Origin of the sequence: Proteinivorax tanatarense (assembly GCF_040267685.1) — a bacterium.
Taxonomy (GTDB): Bacteria; Bacillota; Proteinivoracia; order Proteinivoracales; family Proteinivoracaceae; genus Proteinivorax; species Proteinivorax tanatarense.
In genome coordinates this window covers 1,878,845-1,902,040 of sequence record NZ_CP158367.1, presented here as the reverse complement: position 1 = coordinate 1,902,040, position 23,196 = coordinate 1,878,845, and the positions used below count along the sequence as shown (strand labels likewise).

Below are 23,196 nucleotides of genomic sequence, written 5' to 3'. Positions count from 1 at the left end.
TGGTAGATTAAGTATGAATCAAAAAATTGAAGGTGATTATGATGGAAGAAGTTTATTTAGATAACTGTTCAACAACTAAAATCGACGATGATATATTGAAGGTATATTCAGAATATCAAAAAGAAGTATTTGCTAACCCTTCCTCTGTACATAGCTTAGGGGTAAAAGCGGAGAAAATCATGGCAAAAGGGAAGGGGATATTGCTAGATACTTTAAACGTAGAACGGGAATATGATATAATTTTTGGCTCGGGAGGCACTGAATGTAATAACTTAGCAATTTTAGGCACTTTAAATTTTTACCAAAAGCGAGGTAAAAAAATTGTTACAACACCGATAGAGCATGCTTCCGTTTTAGAACGTTTCAAAGAACTAAAAAAACAAGGTTATGTTGTGGAATATGTGAATGTTGATAACAAGGGTTTGGTTGATTTAGACGATCTTAGGCAAAAGGTTGACCAGAAAACTGTTCTGATTTCTATTATGGCGGTAAATAATGAGATAGGGACAGTACAGCCTTTAAGAAAAATAGGTTCTATGGTTAAGGAAGTTAATCCCAAATGTGTATTTCATGTTGATGGAGTACAAGGTTATGGGAAAATTGATATAAATCTTAATGAATGTAATATTGACCTGTTTTCTATTAGTAGTCATAAATTTCACGGACCTAAAGGAGTAGGGGCTTTATTTGTAAAAGAAAAGGTGGGGTTAACACCTTTGTTATATGGAGGGGGGCAGCAAAAGGGATTAAGACCCGGCACTGAAAATGTTCCAGGTTGTTATGCAATGGCAATAGCAGCAGATAAGATGTATAAAAATCAAAAGGACTACGTTGATAAAATAATTCAATTGAAAGAAAAACTTAAAGTAGGTATTAAAGAAAGAGTAGCTAAGTCAATTATAGTAACTCCTGATAATAGCGCACCCCATATTTTAAACGTGGCTTTTGAGAATTTTAAAGGTGAAGTGTTGGTTAGGGCGTTAGAGGAGGTTAATATTTATGTTTCTACTGGGTCAGCATGTTCATCTAAAGCTAAAGACAGCCATGTTTTAAAGGCGATAAATTTACCTAAACAATACAGACAAGGAGCTATAAGGTTTAGCTTAAGCTATAACACAACAGATAAAGAAATAGAATATACTATTGAAAAAACTGCACAGATTGTAGAAGATTTGCAGTTATTTATGTAGGAGGTAAGATTATGTATGATGTTGTTTTAGTTAGATATGGAGAGATAAGTTTAAAGGGAAGAAACCGAAGTTTTTTTATTAATACCTTAATAAAAAGGATGCAAGATAGTATTTCTCACCTAGAAAAAAGGAAAATAGAGTCTCATGCCGGAAGGCTGTACGTGCCGGTAAAAAATGATGGTCCTCAGCTAATTGAGGCGTTGAAAAAAGTTTTTGGGATAGTCTCTTTAAGCCCTGCAGTTAGAGTAAAGAAAGATATGGAAAGTATGTCTTTTGCATGTATAAAGCTTGCCGAAAAAACAATTCCCGATAAAGATGGTATAAAATTTAAAGTGGAGTGTCGGAGGTCCGATAAAACATTTCCCCTGAGCTCTATGGAAATTGGTAGAGACTTAGGGGCAGCAGTATTGAAAAATTATAACAAACTAGGTGTAGACTTAACAAAACCTCATTATTCTATTGGGGTGGAGGTAAGGGATGAAGATGCTTTTATCTATGCTGAAAAAATTTCTGGTCCAACGGGTCTTCCTATAGGGGTGACAGGAAGAGGTATATGTCTACTGTCGGGAGGTATTGATAGTCCTGTTGCGTTATGGTTGGCTGCCAAAAGAGGAATAGATGTAGAGGGGCTTTATTTTCATTCTTACCCATTTACTAGCGATAAAGCAAAAGAAAAAGTTGATGATCTTTGTAGAGTGCTAAGCAAATACTGCGGTAGGGTACGCTTACATACTGTTCATTTTACAGAAATACAAAAGGCAATAAAGTTAAATTGCGATGAGGACATGATTATAACAATTATGAGAAGGTTTATGTTTAGGATAGCTGAAGAGGTAGCTAAAAATAGAAAAGCGTTGGCACTAGTTACCGGAGAAAATGTAGCACAGGTTGCTTCTCAAACGCTAGAAAGTATGAATGTAATTAACCAGGTAGTAGATATACCTGTACTTAGGCCACTGGTAACAATGGATAAAACTGAGATAATTGACAAAGCCCATGATATAGGAACTTATGGAATATCAATACAACCTTACGAGGATTGCTGTACGGTGTTCACCCCCCAAAACCCCAAAACGAAACCAAATTTACAGCAATGTATCGAAGCAGAAAAAAACTTAGATATAGAATCCTTAGTGGAAGAAGCAGTAAATAAAATTAACACTGAAGTTTTTTATCGAGAAAAATAATCATGGGCTTCCCATGATTATTTTAATTAAATAAGTTTAAGGGATTTATTCATACTTACTGCTTTTCATAACATAGAATGTAATGCCTAAACTTTTATCGCAGGGTTAAATGGTGGGAAGACTTAAACTATTTAAAAGGGCAACAACCATTAAAAGCACCCCTATACCAACAAAAGAAAAATGACATTTCAAATAAGTAGTTTGGGGGAGCTATAAAAACACTGTTATATTAAGTTGTAGATTTTTGAATCGGCTAACTAACAATCAGCTGAGGGGGAAGCAACTTTCACTGATTTTAGACATAGATAAAAAGGTTTTTTCTGGTATTGATAGAATAAATTATATTGAAAGGGTAAGCCTCGCAAAGGAGGGGCCAACTTGGCAAGAAACAATTCTAGGGGTTTATATATTGGGGTGGTATTACTATTTTTGTGTATAACAGGTTTGTTTATTTTTACCGAAGAGCCAAAAACTATGCCCAAAGAAGAACCACAATTTTACGAAGTTTATCAAGATAAGCATGTAAGGGTTAGTTTAGGGTATGAAAATCCTTTAAAAGCAAGTGAAAATGGTAAAATTCTTAATGGTGAAATTAACAGTTCTACTTCTAATATTATTTTGATTTTTGAAAACTTAAAAACAGAGGGCTTAATAATAGTCCCCACTCCTATGATTCAAGTTTTAAACTATGAAAACGAACCAGTTCAAATTTTAAAACCAAAGGTCAATGTTGAAGGTATAGCAGATCCGTTAGAGACAACATACATTTTTATTGAAAACCCAATTCCCTCATCTAATGTTAAACCAAGTAGATATAATTTAAATATGGAAATACCATATAACTATATTTTTTATGATAGGGTGGATCATGAAGATGTGGTACAGATTCAGTTGACATACGATATTAGAGAGGAAAGTTCTATAATCAGTAGTTTTTCAAAGTTATTATTGTTGATTACATTGACCTTAACTGTTATTTTATTTTTGTCTAAGAGGAGGAAAAAAACATGGAAATAGATGTAATTGCTTTGGTTTCTTCATTTTCTATGGCGTTAGATTTAGCTGAAAACAAGCATCTTTCACACGCCAAAAGAACTGGGTATATTGCAGTTAAGATTGGAGAAAGGCTAGGTGTTAACTATAAGGATTTAACTGATTTATATGTTGCCAGCTTACTCCATGATATCGGTGTAACCCGTACCCTTTCCCAAGCTCATTTTCAAAAAGAAAGAGTAAAGAATCATTGTATCTTTGGCACAGAGCTGGTCAGAGAACTACCCTTTTATAGTCATTTAGATAAAACAATTTTATACCATCATGAGCATTGGGATGGAAGTGGACCACACTTTATTGCAGGGGATAAAATTCCTTTATACTCCCAAATAATTTTTGTAGCTGACCAGCTGGAAATACAATATATTGCCTCTGCTTCAATAGAAAAGAACAAGTCTCTTTTTAAGGACTATGTAAATAAAAGGCAGGGAGTACAGTTTAGTCCTAAAGTAGTTGAAGCGTTGAACTTTTTAATGGAAACAGAAGCATTTTGGTTTGATTTAAAACAGCCTAACATAGAAAACTCCTTACCATATATTTACAAATCTTCTGCTAATACAAAGACAATGGATATGGAAAGTCTTTTAAAGGTGGGGAGTGTTTTTAGTAGATTAATCGATAGTAAAAGTGAGTTTACAAAAAGACATTCCCAAGGGCTAGCAGATGTTATGGTTAAAATAGCTAAAAAGAATAATTATAGTTGCGAGACAACAAATAAAGTGAAGTTAGCAGCTCTATTACATGATTTAGGTAAGTTAAAGTTAGCAATGACATACTAGAAAAAAATGGCAAGCTTACTCCTAAAGAATTTCAACAAATAAAGAGTCATGTATACTACACAAAAAATATATTAAGAAGTATTAAAGGTCTGGAGGAGATCGCTGAAATAGCTGGAAATCATCATGAGAAGTTAGATGGGAGTGGGTATCCTGAGAAGTTGCGGGCAGCTGATTTGTCAACACTTGATTGTGTTATGACTGTTGGAGATATTTTTCAAGCTTTAACTGAGCAACGACCTTATAGAGAAGGTTTAGACCCTGAAAATGCCCTGAAAATTATAGAAAAAGATGTACAAGCCAATAAATTGTGTTATGATGCATTTTCTCAGCTTAAAGCTGCCTTTTAAAAATATAAAAGTAGCCTCTGTACAGAGGCTACTTGCAATCTAAAACATTTGGTTTTGAGTTTTTTGTTGCTGTTGTTGCTTTGTGGCGTATTTTTGCTGTGCTTGAGTTATTTCTTGAGAACTTGCTTGCTTAACATCATACATACCTCGTTGCTGCATGGTATTAAAGATGGAGGCTTCCATGTTATGCTCGTCCATAAGGATGTTCAGCATATCTTGTCTTAGTGAGGCATTAGATGCTTCGTTGGCTGCGGTGTTGTATAAGCCTGTGAGGTGTTTTTCGTTTGTCAAAGCGTCATTTAAAATTTCTTGTGCTGATAACTGTTGCCCTGAATTAGATTGTTGGTTCTGCTGTTGACTTTGTTGTTGATTCTGCTGTTGGTTTTGTTGTTTTTTTTGCATTGATTTTCACTCTCCCTTTTTTTATTAGCTAGAGCGCAAATGTTTTAACAAAGTGTTGTAGTGTTGTTGATGTTTGTCCGCCATGTTCTGACACTGCTCTCTAACTTCTGGGTCTGTTGTTTGTTGGGCATAAGTTCTGCACTTTTGAATAGCCAGCTCTTCGGCTCCTAACTGGTCCTCGATATAAGCAAGCTCTTTTTGAGATAACTGCTGACTTTGTTGTCCCTGTTGTTGTTGACCTTGCTGCTGATTTTGTTGTTGCATCTGAAAACCTCCTTTTTAAATATCTTTCAAATATAGTTTATGAAATTAGCAAATAAATATAATGGTAGTTTTATTTAGTTGTAGATAATAATGTAAAAATAAAGGAATGATGGTGATGGGAAACATTAAAAAACTTGATAATAAAGAGATTAACAAGTTTATAAAAAAATTTCAAAACGAAGGTTTGCTTAAAAATTACGATATTATTTGGATTTTAGAGCAAACTAAAAAAAGTTCGCGGTGGGAAGTATATACAACAACGGATGGAACAGGATGTTTGGTTAAACAAAATAAATTTTATTGGGTTTATTGTGAACAAGGAAAAGATTTAGAAATTTTTTGTAGAGAAATCGCAAAAAATAAAAATTTATATATTCATTGTTATCAAAATTGGGTAAAAAATTATTTTGTAGAAAAAATATATGATATAAGCTGTAAAGAAAGAAGTTATTACTATGTTACCCAAGAAAATTTTAAAAAAGGCAAAATAAAAGATGTGATTAACTTAGAGTTTAATGATTCAAACTTAGAAGAGTGGTACTCTAAAGAGTTGAAGGACTTTCTTTTGCAAAAACAGAAAATATATGGTATAAAACAGGATGATAACCTAGTAGCGTGGACTTATGTTGATACAATTACAAAGAATATAGCAGAAGTTTATAAAATAGAGGTACATCCGCTATCTAGAAGAAGAGGTTATGGTAAACAGGTTTTAAGTGCAGCCGTTGATGATGTGCTGAAAAGGGAAGATATGGTGGTTTTTAATGTAAGTGTTGAAAATCAAGCGGCAATTGAAATGATAAAAAAATTAGGGTTTAAAGAACAAGGTAAAGAATATCGTCTAGCAAACTAAACCTCCTAGTTAGCGGGGGTTTTTACATGCTTGTTAACTAAAACAATTGCAATCGCTGTGTATATAAAATGTTGCATTCATGAACTAAAGAGTTAGGCCTAACTCTAATTAATCGGCTATAACAAAGACGTCTAGCACCTGCTAGACGTCTTTGTTATACTGAAATATTAAGTAATAAACCTTTTATGTAATCTATTTTTTCTAAAATGTACATTCTATCTTTTTCGGTATTCAACATTTCACTGGTTATATTCTCTAATTCAGTGTCTATTTTATCTACTGTTATATATAATTTATGAGGATTATAATATTCTCCATTTTGTATCTTTAGTTCATACATTTCGGAGGTAGCTTTTTTAATATATGTTGCAACTAAACTATGGTACTCACGGAGATGATCCAAAGTCATAGACTTTGAAAGGGTTCGCCCTTGTTCATCTATATCACTTAAGATTTGGTCAAGCTGTGCTTTAACACTGCTTATTTTAAACTGTAAGTCAAATTCATTGATTTCATTGGGTACGTCCTTTTTAGGGGGAGTTTTTATTAAAGAAGTAAGCTTTGAGCTGCTAGCTGGTTTATGTTTCGTATTTGATATTCTTGCCATAATAATTCCTCCGATAAATTTATAATTGTTTATTAAATAATTATAACATAGGGAATAACTATATAAAATATCCTTTATGTTAAATTTCATAAAAATAGAGGAAAATTTTGAATATATTGCAGGAATATAACTGTAAAGATAGAATATATTTCTGTAGGGTAGCGAACTATTTTTAAGGGAGGTTAAAAATTTGTTAGATAATAAATTAATTGGCGATGTTTTAGATCAAGCTTTAGCAACCGGTGGTGACTTTGCAGAAATCTTTTTAGAGGACACTCGAAATAATTCAATAACTATGATAGGTGGGGTTGTTGAACGAACAATATCTGGAAGAGATTATGGATTGGGCATTAGAATTTTCAATGGTTTAAATTCTGTGTATGCTTATACCAATGACACCTCTAGAGAAAACCTGTTATCTGTAGCAAAAAATGCTGCTATGGCTATAAAAGGCAGTAAAGTGGATTTAGTATTAAATTTTCAAAAAGAGGATGTTAAAAACTCCCATCCCGTAACTAAAATTCCTAAAGATATTAGCCAAAAAGAAAAAGTGGCTATCATGAAAAAAGCTCATAACGTAGCTAATAATTACAGCGAAGAAATTTCTCAAGTGGTTGTAAATTATCTTGATAATGACCAAAAAGTCCTTATTGCCAATACCGATGGAAAGATTGTTGAAGATAGAAGAATAAGGACTCGCCTACCTATTCAAGCTATTGCATCTAAGGGTACTGAAAAGCAGTCAGGATTCTTTGGTCCAGGAGCTTTAAAAGGTTTTGAGTTTTACGATGAAATTGATGTTGAAAACTATGCTACAGAAGCTGCAAAAATTGCTACTACAATGATAAATGCAGAACCTTGCCCCAGTGGCAAAATGCCAGTTATTATTGATAATGCCTTCGGCGGCGTTATTTTCCATGAAGCCTGTGGCCATGGCCTTGAAGCCACTTCTGTTGCTAAAAAGACTTCGGTTTTTTCTGATAAACTGGGTGAACAAGTGGCATCAGAACTGGTTACAGCTATAGATGACGGAACTATGCCAAATGAGTGGGGTTCTATTAATGTTGATGATGAAGGAAATAAAACACAGAGAAATGTTTTAATTAAAGATGGCGTGTTAAAAGGGTATATGATAGATGAACTAAATGGAAAGAGAATGGGTATGGAGGCTACTGGCTCTTGCAGAAGGCAAAACTATAGGTTTGCTCCAACTTCAAGAATGACAAATACTTATATTGATAATGGAAAATCCAGCCCAGAGGAAATAATAGCTAATACAGAGTATGCCTTATACGCTAAAAACATGGGTGGAGGTTCTGTTAATCCAGCTACAGGCGAATTTAACTTTGCTGTAAACGAAGGTTATATAGTAAAAAACGGCAAAATAGAAAAACCTGTTAGAAGTGCAACTTTAATAGGAAGAGGAATTGATGTTTTACGTAAGATAGATATGGTTGGAAACAACTTGCAACATGCTCAAGGGATGTGTGGTTCTGTTAGTGGTGCTGTTCCTACTAATGTAGGACAACCCATGATAAGAGTTTCAGAAATAACCGTTGGCGGTAGAAAGGAGGAGTAAGTAAATGATTTTAACAAATTTTAAAGATAAGTTATTTGATGAAGGTAAAAAACAAGGTTTTAAGGATATGGAAATTTATTTTCAAAGATCTGATAGTTTAAAAGTGAAAATTTTCAATAAAGAGGTAGATAATTACTCAGTGTCTGACTCTTCAGGGCTATCATTTAGAGGAACTTTTAATGATAAAATGGGCTATTCATATACAGAGAAAATAGATGATAGCTCTATAGAAATGTTAATCAACGAAGCGAAGGAAAATGCACAAATTATTGAAGATAAGGATGTTGTAGAAATTTTTTCTGGTTCACCCTCTTATAGTGAGTTTGATGGATATCACAAAGAGTTAGAAGAGTTTACTGCAGAAAAAATAATAACTTTTGCAAAGGACTTAGAACAAGAAGCCTTGCAATTAGATAAGCGAGTAGTGTCTGTTAATATGTGTCAAGTGGCTAAAGATGTTGGAGAAAAACTTATTGCTAACAGCAAAGGGTTGGAAAAATCAGCTAAATATAATTTGGCATATTGTGTAGTTTCAGTTGTTGTAAAAGAAGGTGAAAGCGTTAAAAGCGATATGGAAATTGTTGCTACAACAGAGTTAAAGGATTTTGATGCTAAAAAGGTTGCTCAAGAAGCAGTTGATAAGGCAGTATCTGCATTAGGAGCTTCTAGCGTTAAATCAAAAAACTATCCAGTGATTATTAAGAATACTACGGCAGCAAATTTACTTGCAACATTTAGTTCAACTTTTTCTGCCGAATCAGTTCAAAAAGATCTTTCACTATTAAAGGGCCGTATTGGAGAAAAAATAGCCAATGAATTAGTTACAATTGTAGATGACCCCCTTTATAAAAAAGGGCTTATGTCAACCCCGTTTGATGCTGAAGGTGTTGCAACTTACACTAAAAATGTTGTGGAGAATGGTAGGCTTAAAACTTTTTTACACAACCTAAAGACTGCTAGAAAAGATGGTGTTCAATCTACAGGAAATGCTTCAAAAGCATCGTATAAAGGAGCTATAGGAATTGCGCCTACAAACATGTTTATTAAGCCTCAGTCTAAAGAATATGATGGAATGGTTAAAGACCTTGACGAAGGATTAATCATAACTAGCCTTCAAGGGTTACACTCTGGAGCTAATACCGTTTCTGGTGATTTCTCGTTGGCAGCAGCGGGGTATCTTGTGGAAAATGGTAAGTTAGTTAGACCGGTTGATCAAATTACTATAGCAGGTAACTTCTTTGAAGTTATTAATGATATCGAAGAAATAGGCAGTGATCTTAAGTTTGGTATCCCTCAAAATGGTTATATAGGTTCTCCCTCTATAAAAATCAAAAAGATAGCAGTTTCCGGGTAATTTGATATGTTTAATGATCTTTTAATAAGCACAATGGCGGGTTTATCTACCGCCATTGGTGCTCTACTAGTAATTTTTTGGGGAGAACCGTCAGATAAAGTGGCGTCAACTATGCTGGGATTCGCTGCAGGTATTATGATAGCCATTTCTACTTTGGAACTTATACCAGAAGCTGTGGAACTTGGGGGAACAGTTATGGCTGCGGTTGGTTTTGTTTTAGGAGCATTGTTGATGTTAGTGTTAGATTTTTTAGTTCCACACGCTCATATAGGTTCAGGTGAACAGGATGTAAAAAAAAGCGAAATGAAAAAGATGGGGTACCTTATATTTTTTGGTATTGCTCTTCATAACTTACCAGAAGGCTTAGCCATAGGCGCTGGGTTTGAAGCCCAGGGAACACTGGGAGTTTCGATAGCTATTGCTATAGCAATACATAATATCCCAGAGGGTATGGCTACAGCTGTTCCCCTTTTAAAAGGTGGAGTAAAAAGAGGAAAAGTAGTTTTAATGACCTTATTTGCTGGCCTTATGACTCCTGTAGGTACAGCTATAGGATTTTTACTTTTTAATATATCGGCAAATTTTGTATCTATGGCACTAAGTTTGGCAGCTGGTGCTATGATATATATTGCGGGAGATGAGCTAATTCCACAGTCGCACAAACAGCATAATCATATTGGAAACCTAGGTTTATTAGCAGGTTTTTTAGTGGGGATGTTAATAGTTTAACTTAATATGGATTAGCAGACATTAAAAAAGCGGCTAACAGCCGCTTTTTTAATGTCTATTTGTTAGTCATTTACAGTAGGTCTAGCAGTATCCAATAAACCTAATACGATATGAGCAAGACCAAATCCTAAGATGCCGGCGCCGAGCTCACCTCGCATAAACCACCCTAGTAGGGATACTATAACCCCTAACCCAACAACTACGTAACTAGTGGATTTTCCACCCATTATTTTCGCCTCCCGTGACTTGAATATTTTTAAAAAGGTAGCTACTGTTATTGTTTTACATTTCTGGTTATGTTATACCTTGCAAACATATTATGATTCAGATTTATTGTTGCAAGGATGGGTATACAAATAACTTTTAAAAGAAAAACTAAACTAGGAGGTGAATTAAGTGAAAAAATTTTTAGTTTTAGTTGGTATTTCATTATTTATTTTATGTTTAATAGCTTGTTCCCCTGGTGGTGATACTGCAGTAGAAGGTCAATATACAGACGGTACTTATTCAGGGACAGGGCAAGGGTATGGGGGTGAAATTCGGGTAGAGGTAATCATAGAAAATGGTTTAATTCAAGCTGTTAATGTGGAAGAACACTCAGAGTCAGAAGGAGTTGCTGATCCAGCCCTAGAACAAATCCCCCCTGCTATAGTGGAAGAACAAAATACCGAGGTGGATAACGTTTCAGGAGCAACTGAGACTAGTGTAGGCATAAAAGATGCAGTAGATGATGCTTTAGAAGATGCAAGGTAGTTTAATACTAAAAGAGGGTGTCTCAGCAAAGGTTGAGCCATCCTTTAATAATTAATGTTAAGATGTCTTTTTTTTTATGGAATATTAGTGTAAAATCAATATTAAGAGGTTAAAGAATTTAATAATGTTTTTATTTTAAAATTTCATTATAAGGGTGATAAATAATGATAAAAGCAGTAGTAATTGATGATTCTAATTTTATGCGCAAAGTTCTGAAGGATACATTAAAAAATACAGATGTTAAAGTGGTTAGTGAAGGAGAAAACGGATTTATAGGATTGGGTGAGATACAAAAACATAGGCCTGACGTTGTATTGTTAGATGTGGAAATGCCAATTTTAACCGGTTTAGATACCCTTGAGCTAATTATGAAAAAGGCCCCAACACCGGTTATTATGTTTAGTTCACTTACCAAACAAGGGGCGGATACTACCATCGAAGCATTGAGACTTGGAGCGGTAGACTTTCTTCAAAAACCTAAAAGTGGCTTTGAAGTATTTGGGCTTAAAGAAATGTTATTAGAGAAAATTGAAACCGCTGCTGAAGCTAAATTAAAAGAAAGTAAGGTTAAACCAGTGATATCCAAACAAAAGAATTTAACTGTTAAGTCTAAAAAAAGCAGCATATCTCAGATAGAAAAAAAAGAAGCAAAGAAGGCTGTGGTTATTGGATGTTCTACGGGGGGACCTAAAGCTCTAACACAATTACTTTCAGATTTAGATAATTTAGATGGAGCTCTACTTATAGTGCAACATATGCCTGCATTTTTCACAAAGACATTGGCAAAGCGTCTAAATGATATATCTAAATATCCAGTAAAAGAAGCTGAGGACGGGGAGGTTATTAAAGATCAAGCAATATACCTCGCACCAGGAGATTATCATTTAACCCTTGACCAAAAGGAAGGGAAGACAATTACTAAATTGGATCAAAATCCTAGCCTACATGGGTGTCGTCCAGCTGTTGACTATTTGTTCAATTCAGCTGCTCCAATATTCAAGGGTAATTTGACTGCAGCAATACTTACTGGTATGGGTAAAGATGGACTTGAAGGTAGTAGGACTGTAAAAAAACATGGGGGAAGGGTGATAACTGAAAGTGAAGAGACTTGTACCATATATGGCATGCCTCGTCAGGTAGTTGAAAATAATCTGCAAGATGCTATAGTCCCTATAGATAAAATGGCGGATAAAATCACTGAAAAAGTGAGGTAGACAAATGAATAAAAAAATTTTAGTAGTAGAAGATGAAAACTCTATTTTAGAGTTAATTAGATTTAATTTATCAAAAGAAGGTTATAATATTTCAACAGCTTTGGATGGAGAAGAAGCTGTCACTAAAATTTCAAAGGATAAGCCAGACTTAATAGTGCTGGATTTAATGTTACCAAAGCTGGATGGGATTGAGGTTTGTAAACGCATAAGAGAAAATCATGGTTATAATGTCTATATAATTATGTTAACCGCAAAAGGAGAGGAAATAGATAAGATAGTTGGCTTAGAGGTTGGAGCAGATGATTACATGACTAAACCTTTTAGTCCAAAAGAGTTAAGTGTCAGGATTAAAGCAGCTTTTAGAAGGCTGGATTATAAAATGTCTAATAGCAATTATCTAGTAAATGGTGACTTTGAAATAGATAAAGAACAATATAGTTGCAGGTATAAAGGAAAACGTCTTTCTCTAACGCCAAAACAGTTTACCTTACTTACATATTTAGTGGAAAATGAGGAGAAGGTTTGTAGTCGCGAGGAGTTATTAAGTAAGGTGTGGGGTTATGATTATCTAGGAGATAGCCGAACAGTAGATGTACACGTACGACAAATAAGACAGGTTCTGTTAAAGGAAACTGATGGAGAAGAACCTATACCTATAAAAACTTTAAGAGGTGTTGGGTATAGTTATAAAAGGAGCAAATAACCATGAAATTCTCCATTCGTGGCAAGTTAACTCTGACCTATGGGATTTTATTTTTGTTAATAGTTATTATTTTAGGAACCTATTTATCAATTTTTTTTGCTGATCAGTATATATCTGAACTCAGTCAAAATCTAAGTAATAATTCTCTATTACTATCAAGCTTTATAACAGATATGGATGAAGAATCTTTACATAACTTTGCTTTTAGCGCTAGTCAAAATTTAGAGGCCAGGGTGACGATAATAGGTATAGATGGCCAGCCTATAGCTGAAACTTCAAAACCTTATAAGTTTATGGACAATCATCTGGACAGGCCGGAAATTCAAAAAGCTAAACAAGGGAAAGTAGCCACTGAAAAAAGATATAGTGAAACTATCCGTAGCGAGATGCTTTATAGCGCAGCACCTATATATGACTCAAAAGACCAATTAGTTGGGTTTGTCAGATTGGCTAAGTCATTAGAAGAAATAGACGATAAAATTACTCAAATAAGGTTTGTTGTTTATGGTGGACTTTTAGTCGGTTTAGTTTTGGTTTGGGTTATTGGAGGAGTTTTATCTAAAGCGATTACAAAGCCACTAAGGGTACTTATGAATAAAGCTAAAAGAGCTGGCGAAGGCAAGTTTTCCAGCATAAAAGAGATTTACTCAAATGATGAAATAGGAGAATTAGAAGAAGTTATTAACGATATGGGTAGAAACTTAGGTGAGATGGTGGATGATTTAGATAAAGAAAGACTTAGGTTAAGAAGAATATTAGATAACTTGCCAGTGGGTGTTCTAGTAGTAAATAATTATGGTGTAGTATTAACATCAAATAGTGCAGCGGGAAAAATTTTTGAATATCAAAATTACAATGAAACTACTTATCTTAATTCACTAATAGAGAACTATAATATAAATGAGTTTGCCAATGAAATAATGGAAACGGGGGAGCAGAAAAATAAAGAAATAACCTTAAAACAGAAAAATGGGGACAAAAAGTTTCTGCATCTTGCGGGAGCAGTTGTATATAAGAGTCAGTATGCAGTAAATGAAGAAGCTGTTATAGTAATTCATGATGTAAGCGATTTAAAGCAACTAGAGCTTATTCGCAAAGACCTAGTTGCTAATGTCTCACATGAACTAAGAACTCCTTTGACTGCCGTTCAAGGGTTTGCTGAAACTTTGCTGGAAGAAGAGCTTGACTGTGCAACTCAAAATCATTTTTTAAGGATAATCAAAGATGAATCTACTCGATTGTCAGAACTTTTAAATGACTTACTTGCACTTTCAAAATTAGAGGGAGATGAAGAAAGGAAAAGTGGTGTTTGTAATGTTAAAAGTGCGGTATTAAAGGTTTTAGATTTGTTAAACAATAAAATCAAGGACAAAAAGCATAAAGTTCATGTGAATATAAATGACAATTTAGATGTAGGGGTTTATTGTGATTATCTAGAGCAAGTAATGCTTAATTATGTAGAGAATGCAATAAAATATACACCTGAAGGATCTGATATTAAAATTTCTGCTGTAAAAGAAGACAATGGATTTGTTAGATTAATTGTGAGGGATAATGGACCTGGCATACCAATTGCCGATCAAGAGCGGGTTTTTGAGCGATTTTTCAGAGTTGATAGATCTAGAGAGCGAAAATTAGGTGGAACGGGGCTAGGACTCTCAATAGTTAAACACATAGTTGAAGGGTTTGGAGGAAATGTAGGAGTAGTTTCCAATAAAGATGGCACTAGTTTTTGGGCTACTTTACCTAAACAGAAAGAAGTTTGCTAAATTTAGCAAACTTCTTTTTGTTTACACTAAATTAACATAGTCATTATTTTGATATAACAAAGGATAGTTATAATTAAGTTGAAGTTAAATAAAACGCAATATCAACAAAGGAGGAATTTAAATGTTAAAGAAAATTTTAGGGTATGGTATGGTATTAAGCTTTTTTGCTCTAGTGGCAGTAGGTTGTGGAGGATCACAAGATGGATATATAGAGGTTAGAGGATCTGACACTATGGTTAACCTAGGTCAACACTGGGCAGAAGAGTATATGGAAAAAAATCCTCAAACAACAATTTCAGTAACTGGAGGCGGTTCTGGGACAGGTATTGCAGCAATTCAAGATGATAATGTAGATATTGCACAATCCTCTAGAGATATTACCGATAGCGAGATGGAAAATGCAGCTTCGAATAATGTGGAGATAAATGAATTTGTTGTAGGACAAGATGGTTTAGCGGTTGTTGTACATCCAGATAATCCAGTTAAAGAATTAACAGTTAAAGAGCTAAAAGATATTTTTACAGGAAAAGTGACAGATTGGGAAGAGTTAGGTTGGGAAGACGGAGGAGAAATAAGTGTTTATTCTCGTCAAAGTAATTCAGGAACGTATGTATATTTTTGGGAGAATATTTTAGACCAAGAAGACTGGGCAAATGATACTAAGTATATGTCAGGCTCTTCTGCAATTTATGAAGGTATCTCAAGTGATAAAGCTGGCATAGGCTACTTTGGTGTAGGGTACGTAGACTCAGGAGTAAATGCAGTTAATGTTGGACTGTCAAGCGAAGGCCCCTTTGTAACTCCGTTAGAAAGCAGCAATATAGATGATGGTTCTTATCCGATAGCTAGGCCAATGTATTTTTATGTAAACGGAACACCAGAAGGAGAGTTGCTAGAATACCTTAAATGGGTTCTATCTTCTGAAGGAGAGAAGGTATTAGGAGATACTGGATTTTATGCTCTAACTCAGGAGTATATCGATGTAAACAATCAAACATTTAATGAGCTAGGTATAGAATAAAATGAAACTTCAATCTGTGGGGGCCTTACGGTTGTTAGTTAAATCACTAGGATTTAACTGGATGTTGCCCTTCCCTCATTTAACGGGAAGTGTTAAGTGAGGATCTCACAGAAAAATTTAAAATTGGAGTTGAGGTAATGGCAAAAAAAGATTTGTCTAAAAAAAGTTTAGAACTTGGCAAATGTAGAAATAGACAGTATTGGCGAGAATGGTTTGTGCTGAAGGGTCTTACCCTCAGCGGCCTTTTTGCCATAGTAATAGTAGCTTTTATTTTAGGATTTTTAATAAAGATGGGAATGCCAGCAATTTTAGAGATTGGGCTCTCAGATTTCTTGCTAGGGAAAAGATGGATGCCCAGCTCACCAGAACCAGGGTACGGTGCATTGCCACAGATGTTAGGCACCATAGTTGTAGCTGTTGGTGCTTTGATTATAGCATTGCCGTGGGGAGTTTCTACAGCTCTTTATCTATCAGAAATAGCTAATAGCAAAGTTCGAAATGTTGTAAAGCCAATGTTAGAAGTGTTAGCTAGTATACCATCGGTTGTATTTGGATTTATCGCACTAGTTGTTGTGGCTCCAGCAGTTGCTAATATTTTTGGATTGAGTAATGGGCTTACCGCGTTAACTGGTGCTATAATGCTAGGTGTTATGACCCTACCAACAATAACCAGTGTTTCTGAAGACGCTCTAAAAGCTGTACCAAGTGATTATAGAGATGCAGCATTAGCTTTAGGGGCAGATGAATGGGAAACCATGACAAAAGTAACTTTGCCAGCAGCTAAATCTGGTATTATAGCATCAGTAATGTTAGGATTTGGTAGAGCTGTAGGTGAAACCATGACTGTTCTAATGGCAACTGGCAATGCTATTAGAATGCCACTAAAAGAGCACTTTGGAATAATACTTCCAGATTATTTAAGTTCTGTTAGAACTTTAACAGCTACCATAGCTATTGAAGGTTCTGATGTTCCTTGGGGAAGCCTTCACTATCATTCTCTATTTGTATTAGGAGCGCTCTTATTTATTATGACGTTTATAATTAACTTAATTGCCGACATGGTACTAAATAAAGGGATAGAGGGAGGCAATTAAAATGAATAAAAATAATAACCCCAAAATAAACTTTATAAGTCTGTTAGGTATAAACTTTTTAAGACTTAACGCTTTACTGGCTGTTTTAGCTATGGTTTACTTTGTAGGGTCTATAGTTCAGAAAGGTGCTAGTGCTATTAGTTGGACGTTTTTAACGGATATACCGCGACAAGGGATGACTGCTGGCGGTATTATGCCAGCAATTATAGGGACTGTATATGTATCGCTACTCACTTTATTAATAGCAGTGCCATTAGGTGTAGGAGCAGCAATTTATTTAAATGAGTTTTCAACTCAAGGAAAACTTAATAGATTGATAAGATTGAGTATTAGGAATATGGCAGGAATTCCCTCTATAGTCTACGGTTTATTTGGATTAGGGATATTTGTAGTTGGGATGAAGTTGGGTAATTCACTTATGGCGTCTGCTTTAACTTTATCATTGATGACTTATCCTGTAATTGTTACCACTGCTGAAGAGGCACTTAGATCGGTGCCGTTAGGTTTTAGAGAAGGGGCTATGGCATTAGGTGCGACAAGATGGCAAGCAGTTAAATTAAACGTTCTTCCTGCAGCTATACCTGGCATGGCCACTGGGACAATTTTAGGTTTAGGAAGAGCAGCGGGGGAAACGGCACCTATTATATTAACAGGTGCAGCATATTTTTTACCTATACTGCCTAGCAGTGTGACAGACCAATTTATGGCACTGCCTTATCATTTGTATATTTTGTCTACCCAGCATTCAAGTATCTCGGAAGTTAGACACCTAGCTTATGGAACCGCACTTGTATTGTTGGCAATTGTATTAATTTTAAATTCAGTAGCTATTGGATTAAGGGTATATTATAGCAAATCAAAACAATGGTAAAGTTTAGGGGGAGATAAAATGAAAAAGGAAAAAATTTTTTCAATAAAGGATCTGCATATCAGTTATGGAAGTGAAAAAGTAATTAAAGGAGCTGACATAATAATAGATCAAAAAGGAGTAACTGCTATTATAGGTCCATCTGGTTGTGGAAAGTCCACGTTTTTAAAAAGTTTAAATAGGATGATAGACACTATCCCATCAGCAAAAGTGGAGGGGAGTATTAAATATAGGGGAAGAGATATCAACTCTGAAAGTTTAGATGTAGTAAATTTACGGAAACAAGTGGGCATGGTGTTCCAAAAACCAAATCCTTTTCCAAAATCTATATATGATAATGTAGCATTTGGTCCTAGGATTCATGGAATAAAGAATAAAACTAACTTAGATGAGATAGTAGAAGTTAGCTTAAAAGGGGCAGCTCTGTGGGATGAAGTTAAAGAAAAGATGAATAAGTCTGCTTTCTCTCTTTCAGGAGGACAACAGCAACGCTTATGTATTGCCAGAGCTTTAGCGGTTAAACCTGATGTTTTGCTTATGGATGAACCTTGCTCTGCCTTAGACCCAGTTGCCACAACTAAAGTAGAGGAGTTAATTAAAAAGTTAAGTAGCAATTATACCATAATTATAGTTACTCATAATATGCAGCAGGCAGCAAGAATTTCAAACAAAACTGCATTTTTCTTACACGGTGAAGTGATTGAGTATTCAGATACTGAAACTATGTTTACAAATCCTCAAGATAAAAGGACTGAGGATTATATTACAGGCCGATTCGGCTAAGGGGGATGAAAAATGGTAGCTAGACAAGATTTTCATAAAGAGTTGAGAAATTTAATTGAAGAATTATTGTATATGGGAAACTTAGTGGAGCAAAGTATTTCAAATGCTGTAACTGCTCTACAAAGAAAAGATATAAAATTGGCTAAAGAGGTTATTGGTGGTGATGAAAGAATTGATGCTTTAGAATTAGAGATTGAGTCAACTTGTTTGACTTTAATTGCAAGGCAACAGCCTATGGCTAATGATTTAAGAAAAATTGCTACGGCTTTAAAAATTATTACAGATTTAGAGCGAATATCAGATCATGCTGTTGACATAGCTAAAATTTGTATTAAAATTGATAAAGAACCGTTGATAAAACCTTTAGTTGACATACCCAATATGGCGGTACTAACTGAAAAGATGGTAAACAAAGCATTAAAAAGTTTTATAAATGAGGATGTTGAGCTTGCTTATGAGGTATGTAAAGATGATGATCAGATAGATAGTTATCATAAACAAATTCTTGGTGAACTTATGCTATATATGGATAAAGAATGTAAAAATATAGAGCAAGCAACACAACTAATGTTTGTTAGCAGTTCTCTTGAAAGAATAGGAGACCATTCAACTAATATATGTGAGTGGTTGATTTATATGGTCACTGGTGAGAGGAAAGAGCTGAATAACTGAGTTGACCTCTGGAAAAACATACAGATTGATTTAGGATTCAATATTGGTTGTAGCTAGCTATTTGTGGTAAGCTATTATTAGGTGATAAAATTGAGTAATTTAAAAGAAAGAATTAAAAAAAAGGCTTGGGAAATTGGATTTGTGGAAACTGGTTTTGTGAAAGCAAGGAAATTTAAGGAATATGAAGATACACTGTTACAACTGTCAGACAAGGGACGTAACCCACCTTTTGTTACCGATGATGTTGAAAAAAGAACTAATCCTTTTTTAATAATGGAAGATTGTAAAACTATTATTTCTTTAGCGGTGTCCTATACTGGTTATGTCAATGCTTCGTTGGAGCATCCGCCTAATCAAAATCAAGGATATATTACTCCTTCTGCTTGGGGAGAGGATTATCATAAAAAGCTGGAGAAAATGATGGGAGACTTGATAGATTACATTAATTCTGAAGTACAAGGAAATCATAATTTTATTCCCTTTGTGGATACGGGACCTTTATCGGATAGACATATAGCTACCCTTGCTGGAATAGGGTTTTGTGGGAAAAATACGAATCTTATAACCTTATCTGCTGGTTCCTTTGTATGGTTGGGTCATATTTTAACTAATATTGCTATTGAAGCTGATGCACCCTTAGAACTAAGTTGTGGCAGCTGTAGAAAATGTATTGACAGCTGCCCTGTTCAAGCAATTAAAGAAAAGGGTGGTATAGATTATAACAAATGTTTAGCCAATCAACTTATTCAAAAAGAAGCTTCAACAGAAGTTTTAAAAAAAGCGGAAAATCGAGTCTATGGTTGTGATACATGTCAGCTTGTTTGCTCATTTAATAGTGGGGTAAAAAAAGAAAACAATATTGCTTCACCGGAGTGGATTGACTTGAATTTCTTACTAAGTTTAAGCAATAAGAAATTTAGGAATAATTATGGTTTGAAGGCATTCGGGTGGCGAGGGAAAAAGGTGTTACAAAGAAATGCTGAGTCTATTTTAAGTAAACGTAATTAGTTATACAGGACTACTTTGAGTTAACCTCAAGGTAGTTTTTATTTACATTTTTTTCAAAAGATTAGTACGAAAGTTTCAAAAAAGATTAAAAATAAAAAAGGATATTAACAACAAATATAGAATTGTACATAACAAAGATTTTGTTATAAAAAAGAAATATAAGTGTAACAAAGGTGTAAATGAGGGGGGAGAACGGTGAGTGAGTTTTTTGAGTCTAATGTATTGTTTAAGCCTATTTCTAAGTTGGGGCTATCTGCAAGAGCTCAGCGAGTGTTAAATGACAAAGAAATTAAAACATTAGGGCAGTTGGCGTTAATGGACGAAGAAGAACTAGTTAAAACTACTAATTGTGGAGAATATACTATACAGGAAATTAAAGAAACCTTAAAAAGGCAGTTAGGAAAAGGAACTACTATAAAGAGTGATACAAGCATTAATGACATAGGGTTATCGTCTAGAGCAAAAAACTGTCTTAAAAAATGCGGAGTTTACAATGTAAAGGAACTACTTAATATTTCTGTTAGAGAGCTTTTGTCTATAAAAAACTTAGGAAATAAATCTGCTGAGGAAATAATGTATAAAATTAACCTTATTATAGAAGAAGAAAAAGATGCTAAAAAATGGAAAAATAAATTTTGGGGGCAGAGAACGGGAATAGGAGACGAGAGAGAAAAACTATTATCCTTGTTAATCGGGCAATACCCTATACATCTACTTCCGTTAGAAGAAGAGATTTTAGATGTTTGTTATAGGGAAGATATAAAAAATTTGTCCCAGCTTGTATGTTTAGATGAATTTGAACTATATAAAGAGTATAAAGGTAGAATGTTTAACAAGCTTTTTAGTGTAAACTGTGCTTTGTTAAAACAGTTACCTTTTCTTAACAAAGCAAACGAAAGAAACCTTAATTATCGAGAAATTGAATCTCTTTTGCATATACTAAGAGATTACTTACTAACAAAAGATGGAGATTTATGGATAGAAAGAGTATTTGATGGTATCGATACAAGAGAATTTAAGATGCTTAGCCTTTTCTATGGTTTAGATGGTGAGATATGTACTTTGCAAGAAATTGGAGATAGGTATGGTCTGACAAGAGCTAGGATACAACAGATTATAAAAAAAATGAAGGCTAAAATTATGAGTAATATCTACTTTAGTAACATTCACTTTATTGCCTGGCTTCATGTTTATACTTTAGTTCAAGGGGGAGTATTAACCCATGATCATTTTACCAATGAACTAAACACGTACTTAAAAGTTCCCTCAATTAATATTGCTAACTTTTCCTCCATGATATTAGATATAGATCCAATGTATCAACAAATAAATTATGATGTATGGGGAATGGGTGTTTTACCCCTTGAACATTATAGCGAGCTTATAAAAACAGGGGTAGATATACTTCAAAAAGGTAGCTATAAAGAAAAGGAGCTATTAAATATACTTAAAGACAGGGAAATTTACTTGACCCTTAATCGGAGGTATACACCTGTTTCAGGAATGCTAGACAATTTTATACCTGCTTGTTTAGCTTCCGCCAATTGTTTTGAAGTTAACTCCCAGGGAAATGTTAACTTTGAGGAACGAGAAGGAACCAAGGTTAATATAATTATAAACACTCTCCGCAGGGAAGGAAGAGCTCTCCATTATAAAGAAATTATAAAAAAGGCTAATCAGCGAGATGGTCAGAGTATAACTACGCAGTATGCTAGAGCTATTTTAGCTAATCATAAAGATGTTTTTGCCCGTGTTGGCCGAGGAATATATGGGCTTGTTGAGTGGGGCATTAAAGAGTACCCCCATATTGCAGATTATATTTACGATATATTAAAGGAACAAAAAGAGCCTATGTATTATAAAAAAATTGCTAGAATTGTTGGACAGACTCATTTTACAAAAGAACAAACTATTTATAATGCCCTTACTCAAGATCATAGATTTAAAAGATATAAATCAGGATACTATACTTTAAGAAAACCACGTAATATATAAAAACGAGCTTAAAAAGCTCGTTTTTTACTTTGTAGGCTAAGTATGTGTGTGAACTTGACGGTAAGGTTTGCAGGTTAAAATATATATTAGCCACGAAAACGTCGATACCATGCTCATTCTGCTGGGCCTTAGACCTCATTCCTTATTTCAATTGTAGAATTAATTAAGTAAACCCATTATCTAAATAATTATTTGGTCTATCACTGACCAAGCATGTAGCTTATTTGGAAAAAAGGATTTCGTCCCAGCATGTAGCTTATTTATACGTTTTCGTGGCCAATTAAAGCTTTTGAATTAGTAGTGTAGATATTTTGAGTAGAAGATCAAAACATTTATTAGCCACGAAAACGTCGATATTATGCTCATTCTGCTGGGACTAAGAGCTGGATTTGAAACTTGATTTGATGCTGGGTCTATTGGTTCTCAAGGTAAAGGTTAAAATCTATCATTCCAATTGTAGAGTTAATTAAGTAACCCATTATCTAAATAATTATCTGTTCTATTACTGACCAAGCATGTAGCTAGTTTGAAAAAAGGATTTCGTCCCAGCATGTAGCTTATTTATACGTTTTCGTGGCCAATTAAGGTTTTTGAATTAGTATATGTAGATATTTTGAGTAGAAGACCAAAACATTTATTAGCCACGAAAACGTCGATATTATGCTCATTCTGCTGGGACTGAGATCTAGACATTTGAAACTTGATTTGATGCTGGGTCTATTGGTTCTAAAGGTAAAGGTTAAAATCTATCATTCCAATTGTAGAATTAATTAAGTAAACCCATTATCTAAATAATTATCTGTTCTATTACTGACTAAGCATGTAGCTAGTTTGAAAAAAGAATTTCGTCCCAGCATGTAGCTAATTTATACGTTTTCGTGGCCAATTAAGGTTTTTGAATTAGTATATGTAGATATCTTGAGTGGAAGGTCAAAACATTTATTAGCCACGAAAACGTCGATACTATGCTCA

General features: G+C 34.4%; 24 protein-coding genes. 20 read left to right on the top strand and 4 right to left on the bottom strand.

The window, feature by feature from the left end; genetic code table 11:
- Positions 1–38: 38 nt before the first annotated feature.
- The 5 genes from PRVXT_RS09480 (at position 39) to PRVXT_RS09460 (ending at position 4,556) form a co-directional block, all read left to right on the top strand.
- Positions 39–1,190 carry a cysteine desulfurase family protein gene (locus tag PRVXT_RS09480; protein WP_350342635.1) on the top strand — a complete coding sequence of 384 codons (1,152 nt, stop codon included), beginning with the start codon at positions 39–41 and terminating at the stop codon, positions 1,188–1,190.
- A gap of 11 nt (positions 1,191–1,201) precedes the next feature.
- On the top strand, positions 1,202–2,377 hold the full coding sequence (gene thiI / locus PRVXT_RS09475) for a tRNA uracil 4-sulfurtransferase ThiI (protein WP_350342634.1): 1,176 nt from the start codon (positions 1,202–1,204) through the stop codon (positions 2,375–2,377).
- Between the two features lie 378 nt (positions 2,378–2,755).
- Positions 2,756–3,394: a hypothetical protein gene (locus PRVXT_RS09470; RefSeq protein ID WP_350342633.1), complete on the top strand. Its 639-nt coding sequence runs from the start codon at positions 2,756–2,758 to the stop codon at positions 3,392–3,394.
- Positions 3,385–4,209 (top strand): HD domain-containing protein, encoded by an 825-nt coding sequence (locus PRVXT_RS09465; protein WP_350342632.1) that lies wholly within the window; start codon positions 3,385–3,387, stop codon positions 4,207–4,209. Before PRVXT_RS09470 ends, PRVXT_RS09465 begins: the two co-directional genes overlap by 10 nt.
- On the top strand, positions 4,203–4,556 hold the full coding sequence (locus PRVXT_RS09460) for an HD-GYP domain-containing protein (RefSeq protein ID WP_350345143.1): 354 nt from the start codon (positions 4,203–4,205) through the stop codon (positions 4,554–4,556). The genes PRVXT_RS09465 and PRVXT_RS09460 overlap by 7 nt, the downstream gene beginning before the upstream one ends.
- Before the next feature lie 39 nt (positions 4,557–4,595).
- On the opposite strand, the gene PRVXT_RS09455 is transcribed toward PRVXT_RS09460, so the two are convergent.
- The gene (locus PRVXT_RS09455; RefSeq protein WP_350342631.1) at positions 4,596–4,958 is read right to left on the bottom strand and encodes a spore coat protein; all 363 of its coding nucleotides are present in this window, start codon (positions 4,956–4,958) and stop codon (positions 4,596–4,598) included.
- Between the two features lie 24 nt (positions 4,959–4,982).
- Entirely contained in the window at positions 4,983–5,222 is a 240-nt protein-coding gene (locus PRVXT_RS09450; RefSeq protein ID WP_350342630.1) for a spore coat protein, read from the bottom strand.
- Positions 5,223–5,337: 115 nt separating this feature from the next.
- On the opposite strand from PRVXT_RS09450, the gene PRVXT_RS09445 reads away from it, so the two are divergent.
- Positions 5,338–6,075: a GNAT family N-acetyltransferase gene (locus PRVXT_RS09445; protein ID WP_350342629.1), complete on the top strand. Its 738-nt coding sequence runs from the start codon at positions 5,338–5,340 to the stop codon at positions 6,073–6,075.
- Positions 6,076–6,229: 154 nt separating this feature from the next.
- Here the strand turns inward: PRVXT_RS09445 and PRVXT_RS09440 are convergent, their stop codons facing one another.
- Positions 6,230–6,682, bottom strand: a complete 453-nt coding sequence (locus PRVXT_RS09440; RefSeq protein ID WP_350342628.1) for a YaaR family protein — start codon at positions 6,680–6,682, stop codon at positions 6,230–6,232.
- Between the two features lie 190 nt (positions 6,683–6,872).
- Here PRVXT_RS09440 and PRVXT_RS09435 point away from each other — a divergent pair, with 190 nt between their 5' ends.
- Genes PRVXT_RS09435 through PRVXT_RS09425 form a run of 3 tightly spaced genes read left to right on the top strand, consistent with a single transcriptional unit; the run spans position 6,873 to position 10,344 of the window.
- Positions 6,873–8,261, top strand: coding sequence for a TldD/PmbA family protein (locus tag PRVXT_RS09435; RefSeq protein ID WP_350342627.1), 1,389 nt, complete (start codon positions 6,873–6,875; stop codon positions 8,259–8,261).
- Positions 8,262–8,265: 4 nt separating this feature from the next.
- Positions 8,266–9,615, top strand: a complete 1,350-nt coding sequence (locus PRVXT_RS09430) for a TldD/PmbA family protein (protein ID WP_350342626.1) — start codon at positions 8,266–8,268, stop codon at positions 9,613–9,615.
- Positions 9,616–9,621: 6 nt separating this feature from the next.
- Complete coding sequence (locus PRVXT_RS09425) at positions 9,622–10,344, top strand: ZIP family metal transporter (protein WP_350342625.1); 723 nt, start codon at positions 9,622–9,624, stop codon at positions 10,342–10,344.
- Between the two features lie 62 nt (positions 10,345–10,406).
- Here the strand turns inward: PRVXT_RS09425 and PRVXT_RS09420 are convergent, their stop codons facing one another.
- A complete protein-coding gene (locus PRVXT_RS09420; RefSeq protein WP_350342624.1) occupies positions 10,407–10,571 on the bottom strand; it encodes a hypothetical protein in 165 nt (54 codons plus the stop codon).
- Positions 10,572–10,740: 169 nt separating this feature from the next.
- Here PRVXT_RS09420 and PRVXT_RS09415 point away from each other — a divergent pair, with 169 nt between their 5' ends.
- From PRVXT_RS09415 to PRVXT_RS09365, 11 genes are all read left to right on the top strand, one after another.
- Entirely contained in the window at positions 10,741–11,097 is a 357-nt protein-coding gene (locus tag PRVXT_RS09415) for an FMN-binding protein (RefSeq protein WP_350342623.1), read from the top strand.
- A gap of 164 nt (positions 11,098–11,261) precedes the next feature.
- Positions 11,262–12,311 carry a protein-glutamate methylesterase/protein-glutamine glutaminase gene (locus tag PRVXT_RS09410; protein WP_350342622.1) on the top strand — a complete coding sequence of 350 codons (1,050 nt, stop codon included), beginning with the start codon at positions 11,262–11,264 and terminating at the stop codon, positions 12,309–12,311.
- 4 nt (positions 12,312–12,315) lie between these two features.
- On the top strand, positions 12,316–13,014 hold the full coding sequence (locus PRVXT_RS09405) for a response regulator transcription factor (protein ID WP_350342621.1): 699 nt from the start codon (positions 12,316–12,318) through the stop codon (positions 13,012–13,014).
- Between the two features lie 2 nt (positions 13,015–13,016).
- Entirely contained in the window at positions 13,017–14,783 is a 1,767-nt protein-coding gene (locus PRVXT_RS09400) for a HAMP domain-containing sensor histidine kinase (protein ID WP_350342620.1), read from the top strand.
- Positions 14,784–14,904: 121 nt separating this feature from the next.
- On the top strand, positions 14,905–15,804 hold the full coding sequence (locus PRVXT_RS09395) for a PstS family phosphate ABC transporter substrate-binding protein (protein ID WP_350342619.1): 900 nt from the start codon (positions 14,905–14,907) through the stop codon (positions 15,802–15,804).
- A 137-nt stretch (positions 15,805–15,941) separates the two neighbouring features.
- Entirely contained in the window at positions 15,942–16,898 is a 957-nt protein-coding gene (pstC, locus tag PRVXT_RS09390; RefSeq protein ID WP_350342618.1) for a phosphate ABC transporter permease subunit PstC, read from the top strand.
- 1 nt (position 16,899) lies between these two features.
- Positions 16,900–17,769 (top strand): phosphate ABC transporter permease PstA, encoded by an 870-nt coding sequence (gene pstA / locus PRVXT_RS09385; RefSeq protein ID WP_350342617.1) that lies wholly within the window; start codon positions 16,900–16,902, stop codon positions 17,767–17,769.
- A gap of 18 nt (positions 17,770–17,787) precedes the next feature.
- The gene (gene pstB / locus PRVXT_RS09380) at positions 17,788–18,549 is read left to right on the top strand and encodes a phosphate ABC transporter ATP-binding protein PstB (protein WP_350342616.1); all 762 of its coding nucleotides are present in this window, start codon (positions 17,788–17,790) and stop codon (positions 18,547–18,549) included.
- 12 nt (positions 18,550–18,561) lie between these two features.
- Positions 18,562–19,221 (top strand): phosphate signaling complex protein PhoU, encoded by a 660-nt coding sequence (phoU, locus tag PRVXT_RS09375; RefSeq protein ID WP_350342615.1) that lies wholly within the window; start codon positions 18,562–18,564, stop codon positions 19,219–19,221.
- An 81-nt stretch (positions 19,222–19,302) separates the two neighbouring features.
- Positions 19,303–20,229 (top strand): tRNA epoxyqueuosine(34) reductase QueG, encoded by a 927-nt coding sequence (queG, locus tag PRVXT_RS09370; RefSeq protein ID WP_350342614.1) that lies wholly within the window; start codon positions 19,303–19,305, stop codon positions 20,227–20,229.
- Between the two features lie 195 nt (positions 20,230–20,424).
- Positions 20,425–22,224, top strand: coding sequence for a DNA-directed RNA polymerase subunit alpha C-terminal domain-containing protein (locus PRVXT_RS09365; protein ID WP_350342613.1), 1,800 nt, complete (start codon positions 20,425–20,427; stop codon positions 22,222–22,224).
- Positions 22,225–23,196: the final 972 nt, after the last annotated feature.

Bases quoted from the DNA above. Each gene is read 5' to 3' on its own strand.
- PRVXT_RS09440 (WP_350342628.1), bottom strand. From the start codon at position 6,682: ATGGCAAGAATATCAAATACGAAACATAAACCAGCTAGCAGCTCAAAG.
- PRVXT_RS09480 (WP_350342635.1), top strand. From the start codon at position 39: ATGATGGAAGAAGTTTATTTAGATAACTGTTCAACAACTAAAATCGAC.
- PRVXT_RS09455 (WP_350342631.1), bottom strand. From the start codon at position 4,958: ATGCAAAAAAAACAACAAAACCAACAGCAGAATCAACAACAAAGTCAA.
- PRVXT_RS09410 (WP_350342622.1), top strand. From the start codon at position 11,262: ATGATAAAAGCAGTAGTAATTGATGATTCTAATTTTATGCGCAAAGTT.
- pstC (WP_350342618.1), top strand. From the start codon at position 15,942: ATGGCAAAAAAAGATTTGTCTAAAAAAAGTTTAGAACTTGGCAAATGT.
- pstA (WP_350342617.1), top strand. From the start codon at position 16,900: ATGAATAAAAATAATAACCCCAAAATAAACTTTATAAGTCTGTTAGGT.
- PRVXT_RS09445 (WP_350342629.1), top strand. From the start codon at position 5,338: ATGGGAAACATTAAAAAACTTGATAATAAAGAGATTAACAAGTTTATA.
- PRVXT_RS09465 (WP_350342632.1), top strand. From the start codon at position 3,385: ATGGAAATAGATGTAATTGCTTTGGTTTCTTCATTTTCTATGGCGTTA.
- pstB (WP_350342616.1), top strand. From the start codon at position 17,788: ATGAAAAAGGAAAAAATTTTTTCAATAAAGGATCTGCATATCAGTTAT.
- thiI (WP_350342634.1), top strand. From the start codon at position 1,202: ATGTATGATGTTGTTTTAGTTAGATATGGAGAGATAAGTTTAAAGGGA.
- PRVXT_RS09395 (WP_350342619.1), top strand. From the start codon at position 14,905: ATGTTAAAGAAAATTTTAGGGTATGGTATGGTATTAAGCTTTTTTGCT.
- PRVXT_RS09430 (WP_350342626.1), top strand. From the start codon at position 8,266: ATGATTTTAACAAATTTTAAAGATAAGTTATTTGATGAAGGTAAAAAA.
- PRVXT_RS09425 (WP_350342625.1), top strand. From the start codon at position 9,622: ATGTTTAATGATCTTTTAATAAGCACAATGGCGGGTTTATCTACCGCC.
- PRVXT_RS09400 (WP_350342620.1), top strand. From the start codon at position 13,017: ATGAAATTCTCCATTCGTGGCAAGTTAACTCTGACCTATGGGATTTTA.
- PRVXT_RS09420 (WP_350342624.1), bottom strand. From the start codon at position 10,571: ATGGGTGGAAAATCCACTAGTTACGTAGTTGTTGGGTTAGGGGTTATA.
- PRVXT_RS09405 (WP_350342621.1), top strand. From the start codon at position 12,316: ATGAATAAAAAAATTTTAGTAGTAGAAGATGAAAACTCTATTTTAGAG.
- phoU (WP_350342615.1), top strand. From the start codon at position 18,562: ATGGTAGCTAGACAAGATTTTCATAAAGAGTTGAGAAATTTAATTGAA.
- PRVXT_RS09450 (WP_350342630.1), bottom strand. From the start codon at position 5,222: ATGCAACAACAAAATCAGCAGCAAGGTCAACAACAACAGGGACAACAA.